The sequence below is a fragment of the Streptomyces sp. R-74717 genome (genome assembly GCF_047305335.1).
Classification (GTDB): domain Bacteria; phylum Actinomycetota; class Actinomycetes; order Streptomycetales; family Streptomycetaceae; genus Streptomyces; species Streptomyces atratus.
In genome coordinates, this window is the sequence record NZ_CP102361.1 from 5,964,692 (window position 1) to 5,977,335 (window position 12,644).

Annotated in this window: 12 protein-coding genes and 1 riboswitch; all 12 genes read left to right on the forward strand. The window is 68.7% G+C overall.

All coding sequences use genetic code 11. From position 1 onward, the window contains the following. The first annotated feature begins 32 nt into the window (after positions 1 to 32). The 12 genes from NRF20_RS27345 to NRF20_RS27400 all read left to right on the forward strand — a co-directional run bounded on the left by NRF20_RS27345 (position 33) and on the right by NRF20_RS27400 (position 12,510). On the forward strand, positions 33 to 998 hold the full coding sequence (locus NRF20_RS27345) for a glycosyltransferase family 2 protein (RefSeq protein WP_398630970.1): 966 nt from the start codon (positions 33 to 35) through the stop codon (positions 996 to 998). Then, complete coding sequence (locus tag NRF20_RS27350) at positions 995 to 1,396, forward strand: GtrA family protein (protein ID WP_413753456.1); 402 nt, start codon at positions 995 to 997, stop codon at positions 1,394 to 1,396. Before NRF20_RS27345 ends, NRF20_RS27350 begins: the two co-directional genes overlap by 4 nt. A gap of 161 nt (positions 1,397 to 1,557) precedes the next feature. Further along, positions 1,558 to 2,214, forward strand: a complete 657-nt coding sequence (locus NRF20_RS27355) for a SurA N-terminal domain-containing protein (RefSeq protein ID WP_398630968.1) — start codon at positions 1,558 to 1,560, stop codon at positions 2,212 to 2,214. A gap of 47 nt (positions 2,215 to 2,261) precedes the next feature. Continuing rightward, the gene (locus NRF20_RS27360; RefSeq protein ID WP_398630967.1) at positions 2,262 to 3,224 is read left to right on the forward strand and encodes a nucleoside triphosphate pyrophosphohydrolase; all 963 of its coding nucleotides are present in this window, start codon (positions 2,262 to 2,264) and stop codon (positions 3,222 to 3,224) included. A 9-nt stretch (positions 3,225 to 3,233) separates the two neighbouring features. After that, on the forward strand, positions 3,234 to 4,547 hold the full coding sequence (locus NRF20_RS27365; protein WP_398630966.1) for a cytochrome P450: 1,314 nt from the start codon (positions 3,234 to 3,236) through the stop codon (positions 4,545 to 4,547). Positions 4,548 to 4,652: 105 nt separating this feature from the next. Next, positions 4,653 to 5,597: a transglycosylase family protein gene (locus NRF20_RS27370; protein ID WP_413753457.1), complete on the forward strand. Its 945-nt coding sequence runs from the start codon at positions 4,653 to 4,655 to the stop codon at positions 5,595 to 5,597. A 300-nt stretch (positions 5,598 to 5,897) separates the two neighbouring features. Continuing rightward, positions 5,898 to 6,069, forward strand: a riboswitch (cyclic di-AMP (ydaO/yuaA leader). Between the two features lie 3 nt (positions 6,070 to 6,072). Further along, positions 6,073 to 6,831, forward strand: a complete 759-nt coding sequence (locus NRF20_RS27375) for a transglycosylase family protein (RefSeq protein WP_413753458.1) — start codon at positions 6,073 to 6,075, stop codon at positions 6,829 to 6,831. 362 nt (positions 6,832 to 7,193) lie between these two features. Next, positions 7,194 to 8,474, forward strand: a complete 1,281-nt coding sequence (eno, locus tag NRF20_RS27380; protein ID WP_030926869.1) for a phosphopyruvate hydratase — start codon at positions 7,194 to 7,196, stop codon at positions 8,472 to 8,474. Between the two features lie 102 nt (positions 8,475 to 8,576). Beyond that, the gene (locus tag NRF20_RS27385; protein WP_114244912.1) at positions 8,577 to 9,047 is read left to right on the forward strand and encodes an FtsB family cell division protein; all 471 of its coding nucleotides are present in this window, start codon (positions 8,577 to 8,579) and stop codon (positions 9,045 to 9,047) included. Positions 9,048 to 9,106: 59 nt separating this feature from the next. Beyond that, positions 9,107 to 9,649, forward strand: a complete 543-nt coding sequence (locus tag NRF20_RS27390; RefSeq protein ID WP_266361035.1) for a DUF501 domain-containing protein — start codon at positions 9,107 to 9,109, stop codon at positions 9,647 to 9,649. 72 nt (positions 9,650 to 9,721) lie between these two features. Next, positions 9,722 to 10,663 (forward strand): Ppx/GppA phosphatase family protein, encoded by a 942-nt coding sequence (locus NRF20_RS27395; protein ID WP_266361037.1) that lies wholly within the window; start codon positions 9,722 to 9,724, stop codon positions 10,661 to 10,663. Positions 10,664 to 11,124: 461 nt separating this feature from the next. Beyond that, positions 11,125 to 12,510 carry an NAD(P)/FAD-dependent oxidoreductase gene (locus NRF20_RS27400; protein ID WP_114244909.1) on the forward strand — a complete coding sequence of 462 codons (1,386 nt, stop codon included), beginning with the start codon at positions 11,125 to 11,127 and terminating at the stop codon, positions 12,508 to 12,510. Positions 12,511 to 12,644: the final 134 nt, after the last annotated feature.

Here is a 12,644-nt window from a genome sequence, read left to right on the forward strand (position 1 = left end):
ATTCCGACACGTGGACGGGTTGATGTGCATCCGTGCTGATCTCGCTGGTGGTGCCTTGTTTCAACGAGGAAGAGATTCTCGAACGCTTCCATGAACGCGTCACGGACGAAATGACCAGGCTGGGACAAGAATTCCAGCTGGTCTACGTCGACGACGGCAGCGCGGACCGGACCCTGGTGATCCTCCAGGAGCTGGCCGCCGCCGACCCGCGGGCCCGCTATGTCTCCTTCAGCCGGAACTTCGGCAAGGAGGCCGCCATGCTGGCCGGCCTCCAGCACGCCGAGGGCGACGCGGTCGTCATCATGGACGCCGACCTCCAGCACCCGCCGGAACTCATCGGCCGCATGCTGGACGAGCACGCCCACGGCTACGACCAGGTCATCGCCCGCCGCACCCGCAAGGGCGACCGTGTCACCCGCACCGTCAGCGCCCGCGCCTACTACTGGCTGATCAACCGCATGGTCGACGTGGAACTGGTCGACGGCGTCGGTGACTTCAGGCTGCTGTCCCGGCGTACCGTCGACGCCGTCCTCGAACTCACCGAGTACAACCGGTTCTCCAAAGGACTGTTCGCCTGGGTCGGATTCCGGACGACGACCTTCGCTTACGAGAATGCCGTCCGCGAGCAGGGCAGCTCCGCCTGGACCTTCGGGAAGCTTCTCAACTATGGACTCGACGGACTGCTCTCGTTCAACAACAAGCCCCTGCGCGCCGCGTTATACCTGGGCATGGTGCTGATGTCGGTCGCCTTCGCCTATGCCGCCTGGATCGTCGGATTCGCCCTGGTGAAAGGCGTGGACACGCCCGGCTATGTCACACTCATCGTCGTGGTCACGGCCCTTGCCGGGGTACAGATGGTGATAGTGGGGGTGGTCGGTGAGTACGTCGGCCGCATCTACTACGAGGTGAAGCGGCGCCCGCACTTCCTGGTGAAGGCCACGAACATCCAGGCGGCGCCGCAGTCGATACGGGAGCCCCAGGAGTTCGTACGCCGATGACGGTCAAGGCACAGATGGCCCGATTCGCCCTCGTGGGAGTCGTGAACACCGGCACGTACTACGGCTGCTACCTCGTCCTGCTGACCTGGCTGCCGTACATCGCCGCCCATGTGGTCGCTTTTGCGCTGAGCATGACCGGCTCCTTCTTCCTGAACTCCTACTTCACCTACCGGACCCGTCCGACCTGGCGGAAGTTCCTGCTCTTCCCGCTCACCAACGCCGCCAACTTCGTCATCACGACCGGCGGTGTCTATCTGCTGGTCGATCTCGCCGGGTTCAGCAGCCGGTACGCGCCGCTGGTCGCGGCCGCGGCGGCCATCCCGATCACATTCGTCGTCTCGCGCACGATCATGCTGCGCCCGGACAGCAAGGTCCCGGCGGTCGAACGCGTGTCCTGAGCGCCGCCGCCGAGCACGGTCGGACGCCCCTGAGCGGGCCCACATCCCCAACTCCTTCCGAATCGTTGGTCGAACCAGTGGCCCCAACCACATCCACTGCCTAACATCGATCACCGCAAGGTCTTGTGCACTGATGCACAAACTCTCCCCGGGAGGTTCCTTTGCACCGCCGCCGTCGCACCGCGCTCATCGTCTCCGCCGCCCTGCTCGCCGGAGCCCCACTCCTGACCGCCTGCGGCGGCCAGGCCCACCCGGGCGCCGCGGCCCTCGTCGGCGGGGACCGGATCGAGGTGTCCACGCTGCAGGGCCAGGTGGCGGCCGTACGCGAGGCCCAGCGCGATTCGAAGGACGCGTCCCAGCTCATCGACAAGTCCGGGCAGCTCAGCCGGGCCAAGCTGCACGGCATGATCTTCGACCGGGTCCTGGACCGGGCCGCGCAGGACGCGGGCGTGACCGTCAGCCGCAACGAGATCCAGCAGATGCGGAAGGCGGCGGCCGCCCAGTCCGGCGGAGAGGCGCAGCTGCGGACGGCGATGCTCCAGCAGAGCTGGGTCGCCCCCGGCCAGATCGACGCCGTCCTGCGCGAGCAGGTCCAGCTGACGAAGCTGGCCCAGGCACTCGGCGCCGACCTGCAGCAGCCCGAGGGGCAGAAGGCCGTCGGCGATGCACTCAGCAAGGCGTCGAAGGCACTGAAGGTCGACGTCAATCCGCGCTACGGCGCCTGGGACAACAAGCAGACCCAGCTCGCGAACTACAAGGCTCCCTGGATCACCCAGGTCACCAAGCCCGCAGAGACGGGCGACGGGTCCGGCGCCTAGAAGGCCGTGGAAAACGGCGACCGGACCGACCGAGGTAGATTCGAACGGTGAACGCTGAAGACCCCGGCCGCATCGTCCTGCTCACCGCCAGCCACCGCGTGGCGCCGGGACTTCTGTCCTGGCCCGCCTGGCAGACGCTGCACGCCGCCGACCGGGTGCTCTGCGCCGAGCCGGACCACCCGCAGCTGCCGTATCTGCGCGAGGCGGGCGTCGGCGTCGAGCATTCCGCGCCCACCGCGCAGGAGCTCGTCGACGCCTGTGCGGGCGGCCGGAGCGTCGTCGTTCTCACGGGCGGCGAGGGCAGCCAGCCGCTGACCGACGGGCTGGCCAGGCTCGCCGGTTCGGGCCGGGTACAGATGCCGGATCTGGAGCTGCTGCCCGGCTCCTACGATCTGCCGGGCGCCCGGCTCCTCGATCTGGTCCAGGTCATGGACCGGATCCGGGTCGAATGCCCCTGGACCTCGCAGAAGACCCACAAGGGCCTCGCCAAGTACGCCATCGAGGAGGCGTACGAACTCGTCGAGGCGATCGAGGACGGCGACCGCGACGAGCTGCGCGAGGAGCTCGGGGACGTACTCCTCCAGGTCGTCTTCCACGCCCGGATCGCAGAGGAGGCCGAAGACGAGCCGTTCTCCGTCGACGACGTGGCCGCGACCCTCGTCGAGAAGCTGATCCACCGCCACCCGCACGTCTTCGGCGACGAGTCCGCCGAGACCCCGGAGGACGTGCACGCCCACTGGCTGCGCACCAAGGCCATCGAGAAGCAGCGCGACTCGGTCACCGACGGAGTCCCGCTCGGCCAGCCCGGACTGGCGCTCGCGGCGAAACTGGCCGGCCGGGTCCGTACCGCAGGACTCGATGTGGCGCTTCCCACGGGCGACGGCATCGGTTACGAGCTCCTCGCCCTCGCCGTACGCGCCGAACAGGACGGTGTCGACCCGGAAGCCGCACTGCGGGCCGCGGGCCGCGCCTACCGGGACGCCATCCGGGCGGCGGAGGGCAACGGATAACGTCGGGGGGTGAACCACAGCCCCGCCGACCGCCCAGCCGATCACCCCGCCGCCTGCCCCGCCGGCGCCCCCGAACTCTTCACCTGGGAGTTCGCCACCGACCCGTACCCGGCCTACGCCTGGCTGCGCGAGCACAGTCCCGTGCACCGGACCACGCTGCCCAGCGGTGTCGAGGCCTGGCTCGTGACCCGGTACGCCGACGCCCGGCAGGCGCTCGCCGACACCCGGCTCTCCAAGAACCCGGCGCACCACGCCGAGCCGGCGCACGCCAAGGGGAAGACGGGCATCCCGGGCGAGCGCAAGGCGGAGCTGATGACGCATCTGCTGAACATCGACCCGCCCGACCACACCCGGCTGCGCCGCCTCGTCTCCAAGGCGTTCACTCCGCGCCGGGTCGCCGAGTTCGCGCCGCGGGTGCAGGAACTGACGGACCGCCTCATCGACCGCTTCATCGCGGAGGGGAAGGCGGACCTCATCCACGACTTCGCGTTCCCGCTGCCCATCTACGCGATCTGCGATCTGCTCGGCGTCCCGCGCGAGGACCAGGACGACTTCCGGGACTGGGCGGGGATGATGATCCGCCACGGCGGCGGCCCGCGCGGCGGGGTGGCCAGGTCGGTGAAGAAGATGCGCGGCTATCTCGCCGAACTGATCCACCGCAAGCGGGAGAACCCGGGGGACGACCTGATCTCGGGGCTGATCCGGGCCAGCGACCACGGCGAGCACCTCACCGAGAACGAGGCCGCGGCCATGGCCTTCATCCTGCTCTTCGCCGGGTTCGAGACGACGGTCAACCTCATCGGCAACGGGGTGTACGCACTGCTGCGCAACCCCGCGCAGCGCGAGCGGCTGCAGCGCTCCCTCGACGCGGGGGAGAGCGATCTGCTGGAGACCGGGATCGAGGAACTGCTGCGGTACGACGGCCCGGTGGAGCTGGCGACCTGGCGGTTCGCCACCGAGCCGCTGACGCTCGGCGGACAGGACATCGCGGCCGGCGACCCCGTACTTGTCGTACTCGCCGCAGCCGACCGCGACCCGGAGCGCTTCGAGGACCCCGACACGCTCGACCTCGCACGGCGTGACAATCAGCACCTCGGATACGGGCACGGCATCCACTACTGCCTGGGAGCACCGCTCGCCCGACTGGAAGGACAGACCGCGCTCGCGACGCTTCTGAGGCGCCTTCCGGATCTGCGACTTGCGGTGGAATCTACCGATTTGCGGTGGCGTGGCGGGCTCATCATGCGTGGACTGCGCACTCTGCCCGTGGAGTTCGCGCCAGGGTCCGTCACGGCAGAAAGTGACACTCCGTCAACTCTGTGACTTTCACGTGATCTGTGCTGCATCGACTTGTGACACGCGTTCGAGTCCCGCTAGGTTCACCGTTCGACCCACCAGTCACTCGTCAGTCACACGGAAGGCAACCCCATGGGCTCCGCGAACGGCAGACACCGTCGCCCCCGTCAGGCACCCGCCATCGTCGTCGCCGCGGGCGTGACCGGATCGGCCATCGCCATCCCGCTGCTCGGCGCGGCCGGTGCGCACGCGGCCGACGCAACGACCTGGGACCGGGTGGCCGAATGCGAGAGCGGCGGCATGTGGAGCGCCGACCTCGGCAACGGCTTCTACGGCGGTCTGCAGTTCTCGCAGGAGACCTGGAAGGCGTACGGCGGTGAGACGTACGCCCCGCGTGCCGACCTCGCCAGCCGCGCGCAGCAGATAGCCGTGGCCGAGAAGGTCCTGGACGACAAGGGCCCGCAGGCGTGGCCCAGCTGTGCGGTCATCTCCGGCCTCGCGGTGGACGGGACGCTGCCGGGTGTCGACCCGGGGTCTGCGGCCTCCTCCGGGCCGACACAGAGCGCGGAGCCGGCTGACGGCGCGTCGGCGGCCCCGTCCGATGACGCCACGCCGTCGGACAGTGCCTCGGACGGTACGCGCCGCTCGAAGGACTCGAGCGGCGCCGACAAGTCGGCCGGCAAGGCCAAGGCGACGGCGAAGCCCTCGGGTACCGCGTCAGCCACTCCGCCCTCCGGTGTGCCCGATTCATCCGGCTCATCCGATTCGTCCGACGGTGTCGGTGGCAAGCATCGCGGCGCGCCGGCCCCCGAAGGGGACCGGGACGCGAACGGCGGTGACCGCGAGTCGGGTCGCCATGCCTCCCGCGGTGACGCCGACGCGCGCGACGCGGCCGCTCCGGTCGCCGACGGTACGTACACCGTGCACCCCGGCGACAACCTCTGGGCGATTGCTGACGCACAGAAGGTTTCCGGTGGCTGGCCCGCACTCTATGAGGCCAACAAGGATGCCCTCGGCTCCGATCCGGACCTCATCCTCCCCGGCCAGAGCCTCGATCTCGACGTGAAGGCCGAGTGAGGGCAGTCTGAAAATCGGTTAAAAGGGCCTCGAAAACTGGGGTAGTTCAGAGACTTATGTCCGCTTATGTGTAAGTGAGACATGGGTCTCTTTGCGTCAACTGGTGTGTCGCGCCCGGGTAACCCTTCTGCACCGCCCCCACCTGCGAAAACGACGGTTCCTCAGATGCAAGTAGGGGAAGATTGTCCGATGTGTCCGTCTTTGAATGTGGGGGTTGCGTATGTTTACGGTCGGAACCGCTCGCACCGCGGGCCCCGTCGACCGTCACGCCGAATCCTGCCGTCGGTCGAAGGGAACAGACGCGTAAAAGCGCCGTAGGCAGGAGCGGGGGACCCAGGTAAGCGCCGGACCCGATCGTCGAAAGACGCATCAGGACCGGCTTGGGGTGAAGTCGCGTGCTAGGACGTGCGACCGGGCAACTCACTTGGCCCGAACCCGACAGCTCACCTCGTAGGCGTCGGTGAGGAGAAGTTCCATGCTGTTTTCCAGCAAGGGCAAGCACCGCCGCCCGTCCAAGGCCGTCCGTATCGCCACGCTCGCCGGTGTCGCCGGTACCGCTGTCGCCGTGCCGCTGATGGGCGCGACCGGCGCCTCCGCCGCCTCCGTCGCCACCTGGGACGCCGTCGCCCAGTGCGAGTCCGGTGGCAACTGGTCCATCAACACCGGTAACGGCTACTACGGCGGTCTGCAGTTCTCGCAGTCCAGTTGGGCCGCCGCCGGGGGTACGCAGTACGCCCCCCGTGCCGACCTGGCCACCAAGGCTCAGCAGATCGCCACCGCCGAGAAGCTCCTCGACATGCAGGGTCCGGGTGCCTGGGGCTGCGCCGGTGCCGGCAACCTGACCAACGACGGTGTCGACCCGGGCGTCGACACCGGCTCCTCCTCGAACTCCACCTCCAGCTCCAACGCCACCGAGCAGAAGAGCACCCCGGCCGCGCCGAAGCAGCAGGCCCAGCCGGAGAAGACCGGGCGCACCGAGGCCCCGGCCGCCTCCCGCTCGGACCGTTCCGCCGCCCCGCAGGCCGAGTCGAAGAAGACCGTCACCACCCCGACCGGCGAGAAGGTCAAGAAGGGCGACGGCGAGTACAAGGTCGCCTCCGGCGACTCCCTGAGCAAGATCGCCGCCGACCGCAAGGTCGAGGGCGGCTGGCAGCAGCTGTTCGAGCTGAACAAGGACATCGTCAAGGACGCCGACCTGATCTACCCGGGTCAGCAGCTCCACCTGACGAAGTAGTTCAGGCTCTCCCCCCGAGCACCCCGGCCCGGCGCGCAATCCCCCGTATGCGCCGGGCCGGGGTTTCTGCGTGACGCGTCACCTCTGTCCGACGTGCCACCTCCATGTGTGGTGCATCACCCCTGTATAGGGGGAGCGCCGTGTGCCGCGCAGGGAGTGCCGACTATGGGTGATCGTTCAACTGTTGTAGTTACTGGCGAGTAAAATTCTGACTGTTTGTCCGGTAATGCTCACTCTCGGGTCCTTTTTCGTCCCAGGGGACGGGCGGTCGTCCGACTGAGCGGGCCGGGCCGGTTAGGCTCTTGTCGCAAGGCCAAAGTGACCCTGCACAACCAGTGTCATATCCCAGAAGGAGATGCCTCGTGCCGTCCATCGACGTCGTCGTAGCCCGGGAAATCCTCGACTCCCGGGGGAACCCCACGGTCGAGGTCGAGGTTGGCCTCGACGACGGCAGCACGGGTCGTGCTGCCGTGCCGTCCGGCGCCTCCACCGGTGCGTTCGAGGCCATTGAGCTTCGCGACGGTGACCCCAACCGTTACCAGGGCAAGGGCGTCGAGAAGGCCGTCCTGGCCGTGATCGAGCAGATCGGCCCGGAGCTCGTCGGCTACGACGCGACCGAGCAGCGGCTGATCGACCAGGCGATGTTCGACCTGGACGCCACCGAGAACAAGGGTTCGCTCGGCGCCAACGCCATCCTCGGCGTCTCGCTGGCCGTCGCCCACGCCGCCTCCGAGGCCTCGGACCTGCCGCTGTTCCGCTACCTCGGTGGCCCGAACGCGCACCTGCTGCCCGTCCCGATGATGAACATCCTCAACGGTGGGTCGCACGCCGACTCCAACGTGGACATCCAGGAGTTCATGATCGCCCCGATCGGCGCGGAGTCCTTCTCCGAGGCCCTGCGCTGGGGCGCCGAGGTCTACCACACGCTGAAGAAGGTCCTGAAGACCAAGGGTCTTTCGACCGGCCTCGGCGACGAGGGCGGCTTCGCACCGAACCTGGAGTCGAACCGCGCCGCCCTCGACCTCATCCTCGAGGCCATCAAGGAAGCCGGCTACGCCCCGGGCAAGGACATCGCGCTCGCGCTCGACGTCGCCGCGTCCGAGTTCTACAAGGACGGCAAGTACGAGTTCGAGGGCAAGTCCCGCTCGGCCGCCGAGATGACCGAGTACTACGAGGAGCTCGTCTCCGCGTACCCGCTGGTCTCCATCGAGGACCCGCTGTACGAGGACGACTGGGCCGGCTGGAACGTCATCACCCAGAAGCTCGGCGCCAAGGTGCAGATCGTCGGCGACGACCTGTTCGTCACCAACCCGGAGCGTCTGGCCCGCGGCATCGAGGAGGGCTCCGCCAACGCCCTGCTCGTCAAGGTCAACCAGATCGGCTCGCTGACCGAGACCCTGGACGCCGTCGAGCTCGCCCAGCGCAACGGCTTCAAGTGCATGATGTCCCACCGCTCCGGCGAGACCGAGGACGTCACCATCGCCGACCTCGCCGTCGCGGTGAACTGCGGCCAGATCAAGACCGGCGCCCCGGCCCGCTCGGACCGCGTCGCCAAGTACAACCAGCTGCTGCGCATCGAGGAGATCCTCGACGACGCCGCGGTGTACGCGGGCCGCTCGGCGTTCCCGCGTTTCAAGGGCTGAGCACCGGCCCTTCGAGGGCCGAAGGCCCCGGCCTCCGTCCGTCCCCCCACTCGGTCCCGTACCGTGTGCGGGGACGGACGTGCGTAATGGGGAGGCGGAGACATGGCCGCGAAGGACCGGGACCGGTTCTCCACCGCGACCCGGCTGCGGCTGCTCGGCGAGCAGACCGCCGCCCGCGTCTACCGGTCGCAGAACCGCCGTCAGGCCCGCCGCTCCCGGCTCACCGGCCGGGCGGCCTTCCTCGCCCTCGTCGTCTGCTCCCTGGTGGTCGCGCTCGCGTACCCGATGCGGCAGTACGTGTCGCAGCGGGACGAGATCGCCGACCAGGAGCGTATGGCGCAGGAGGCCGCGGCCCGCACCGAGGAGCTGCGCGACGAGAAGGCGCGCCTCCAGGACGATGCGTACATCAGGCAGCTGGCCCGCAAGCACCTGCACTACCTTCTCCCCGGGGAGACCGGTTACACGGTGATCGACCCCGACGCGGTCAAGGAGCGCAACGGCGAGACGGACGAGTCCGGCCGGCCGTGGCACTCCAACCTCTGGGACGGCGTCGACAGCGCCGACCGCGACTGACTCTCTTCATCCATCTGCAGAACCGCAGTTCGAGCAGCCCGATCAGAACCTAGGCAGGCATGGAAACCCCCCCTCCGCAGACCGAGTCCACCGCGCCCACCGAGGCGGACATCGCCGCCTTCCAGCAGCAGCTGGGCCGCCCGCCGCGCGGGCTGCGCGCGATCGCGCACCGCTGCCCGTGCGGCAACCCGGACGTGGTCGAGACGCAGCCCCGGCTGGAGGACGGTACGCCGTTCCCGACGACGTACTACCTGACGTGCCCGCGTGCCGCGTCCGCGATCGGCACGCTGGAGGCGAACGGCGTCATGAAGGAGATGACCGAGCGCCTCGGTACGGACCCCGAGCTGGCCGCCGCGTACCGGGCCGCGCACGAGGACTACATCGCGCGGCGCGACGCCATCGAGGTCCTTGAGGGGTTCCCGAGTGCGGGGGGCATGCCGGACCGGGTGAAGTGCCTGCACGTGCTGGTCGGCCATTCGCTGGCCGCGGGGCCCGGGGTGAACCCGCTCGGCGACGAGGCGATCGCGATGCTGCCGGAGTGGTGGCGCAAGGGGCCGTGCGTGACGCCCTGCCAGTCCGCGGACGCGGGCGACGAGGCCTGACCGTTCCCGGGGGCTCCGCCCCCGGGCCCCGCTCCTCGATCGCCGGAGGGGCTTGATCCCACAGGAGCATTCATGACTCGCGTGGCCGCCATCGACTGCGGTACCAACTCCATCCGTCTGCTCGTCGCCGACGCGGACCCGTCCACCGGTGAGCTCGTCGAGCTCGACCGCCGGATGGAGATCGTCCGCCTCGGCCAGGGTGTCGACCGCACCGGCCGGCTCGCCCCCGAGGCACTGGAGCGGACGTTCGCCGCATGCCGCCAGTACGCGGAGGTGATCAAGGAGCACGGGGCACAGAAGATACGCTTCGTCGCCACCTCCGCCTCCCGGGACGCGGAGAACAGGGACGAGTTCGTCCGCGGCGTGCTGGACATCCTGGGCGTCGAGCCCGAGGTGATCAGCGGCGACCAGGAGGCGGAGTTCTCCTTCACCGGTGCCACCAAGGAGCTCGCGGGCCGAGATCACCTCGCGAAGCCGTATCTCGTCGTGGACATCGGCGGCGGCTCCACCGAGTTCGTCGTCGGCGACGACCATGTGCGGGCCGCGCGCTCCGTGGACATCGGCTGCGTACGGATGACCGAGCGGCACCTCGTGCACGACGGTGTCGTGAGCGATCCGCCGACGCCCGGTCAGATCACCGCGATCCGCGCCGACATCGACGCCGCCCTCGATCTCGCCGAGGAGAGCGTCCCGCTCACCGGGGCCGCCACCCTCGTCGGCCTCGCCGGGACGGTCACCACGGTCGCCGCGATCGCCCTGGGGCTCGACGTGTACGACTCCGAGGCGATCCACCACTCCCGGATCTCCCTCGACCAGGTCCAGGAGATCACCGGACGGCTCCTCACCTCCACCCACGCCGAGCGTGCCGCGATCGGTGCGATGCATCCGGGACGGGTCGATGTGATCACCTCGGGAGCGCTGATCCTGCTCGCCGTGATGAAGCGGACCGGGGCCCAGGAGATCGTCGTCAGTGAGCACGACATCCTCGACGGAATCGGCTGGTCGATCGCGTAGGTCCGCTTGTGCGGGGGAGGCGCGCGGAGGCCCTCCGGCAGGGTGCGAGAACGGTGCTCATGCGCACTTTGGCCTGCACTTTTGAGCCTTCGTGGGCCACCCGGGGGGTGCCTCGCAAGACACGTCGCAATGAAGTTCGTGAACTTCTTCACAAGGAATTCGGCCCCGTGGGGGGCAGTTCTGGTCCGTATGGGCATCCAGGGCCGCTCGCGGGGTCGTTCCGTGTCGATACGGGACTGTTCCGGATGCGTTGCCGATGTGTGAATCGAAGCGGTGGTTCACCCCGCTCGGAGGCTCAAGAGCCAGCTCACAGGCGGTGAACAACGTTCGCCACTACACCGTGGTTCCCCTCCGGTGTCATGACCTCGGTCACGCGGGCGGCGAAGTGTAGCAGAGGGTGGGGAATACCTTGTGAAGGGGCTCACGAGCATGCCCTCCGAGGGGGGTGGATACTCGATGGCATGAGCACCACGGAGCGTCCCAGGATCCTCGTAGTAGGCGGTGGGTACGTAGGCCTGTACGCAGCTCGGCGCATTCTCAAGAAGATGCGCTACGGCGAGGCGACCGTCACGGTCGTCGACCCCCGGTCGTACATGACCTACCAGCCCTTCCTCCCCGAAGCCGCCGCCGGCAGCATCTCGCCTCGGCATGTCGTCGTCCCGCTGCGACGCGTACTGCCGAAGGCCGAGGTTCTCACCGGCCGCGTCACGACCATCGATCAGGACCGCAAGGTCGCCACGGTCGCGCCGCTCGTCGGCGAGGCCTACGAGCTGCCCTTCGACTACCTGGTCATCGCGATGGGCGCGGTCTCCCGCACCTTCCCGATCCCCGGCCTCGCCGAACAGGGCATCGGCATGAAGGGCATCGAGGAGGCCATCGGCCTGCGCAACCACGTCCTCGAGCAGCTGGACAAGGCCGACTCGACGACCGATGAGGACGTCCGCCGCCGGGCGTTGACGTTCGTCTTCGTGGGTGGCGGGTTCGCCGGTGCGGAGACCATCGGCGAGGTCGAGGACATGGCCCGCGACGCGGCGAAGTACTACACGAACGTGAAGCGCGAGGACATGCGCTTCATCCTCGTCGATGCCGCCGACAAGATCCTTCCCGAGGTCGGTCCGAAGCTGGGCACCTGGGGCCGGGAGCACCTGGAGTCCCGTGGCGTCGAGGTCTTCCTCTCGACCTCCATGGACTCCTGCGTCGACGGTCATGTCGTGCTGAAGAACGGCCTCGAGGTCGACTCCAACACGATCGTGTGGACGGCCGGTGTGAAGCCGAACCCGGCGCTGGCCCGCTTCGGCCTGCCGCTCGGTCCGCGCGGTCACGTGGACACCTCCGAGAAGCTCCAGGTGCAGGGCACCGACTACATCTGGGCCGCGGGCGACAACGCCCAGGTTCCGGACATGGTCGGCCGCAGGGCCGGCAACCCGAACGCCTGGTGCCCGCCGAACGCCCAGCACGCGCTGCGTCAGGCCAAGGTCCTCGGTGACAACGTCATCTCCGGGATGCGCGGCTTCCCGCAGAAGGAATACAGCCACGCCAACAAGGGTGCGGTCGCCGGTCTGGGGCTGCACAAGGGCGTCGCGATGATCGTCATGGGCAAGATGAAGATCAAGCTCAAGGGACGTCTCGCCTGGTACATGCACCGTGGCTACCACGGTCTGGCGATGCCGACCTGGAACCGTAAGATCCGGATCTTCGCCGACTGGACCCTTGCGATGTTCCTCAAGCGCGAGGTCGTCTCGCTCGGCGCCATGGAGACGCCGCGCGAGGAGTTCTACGAGGCCGCCAAGCCGGCCCCGGCACCGGCCGCCGCCAAGGCCGAGGGCGAGAAGGCCAAGGCCTCCTAGTCCGCCCGCGGGTCCACTCACCCGCGCAGTACGTGCACAACGCCCGAAGGGGCCGTCCGCCATCCGTGGTGCGGGCGGCCCCTTCGGTGCGTCCGGCCGCCGCGGTGCGGTGCGCGGTGCGGTGGCCCGATGAC

What these genes read in the sequence shown, in the direction of transcription:
- NRF20_RS27350 (WP_413753456.1), top strand. Translation starts at nt 995, where the DNA reads ATGACGGTCAAGGCACAGATGGCCCGATTCGCCCTCGTGGGAGTCGTG.
- NRF20_RS27370 (WP_413753457.1), top strand. Translation starts at nt 4,653, where the DNA reads ATGGGCTCCGCGAACGGCAGACACCGTCGCCCCCGTCAGGCACCCGCC.
- NRF20_RS27375 (WP_413753458.1), top strand. Translation starts at nt 6,073, where the DNA reads ATGCTGTTTTCCAGCAAGGGCAAGCACCGCCGCCCGTCCAAGGCCGTC.
- NRF20_RS27385 (WP_114244912.1), top strand. Translation starts at nt 8,577, where the DNA reads ATGGCCGCGAAGGACCGGGACCGGTTCTCCACCGCGACCCGGCTGCGG.
- NRF20_RS27390 (WP_266361035.1), top strand. Translation starts at nt 9,107, where the DNA reads ATGGAAACCCCCCCTCCGCAGACCGAGTCCACCGCGCCCACCGAGGCG.
- NRF20_RS27395 (WP_266361037.1), top strand. Translation starts at nt 9,722, where the DNA reads ATGACTCGCGTGGCCGCCATCGACTGCGGTACCAACTCCATCCGTCTG.
- NRF20_RS27400 (WP_114244909.1), top strand. Translation starts at nt 11,125, where the DNA reads ATGAGCACCACGGAGCGTCCCAGGATCCTCGTAGTAGGCGGTGGGTAC.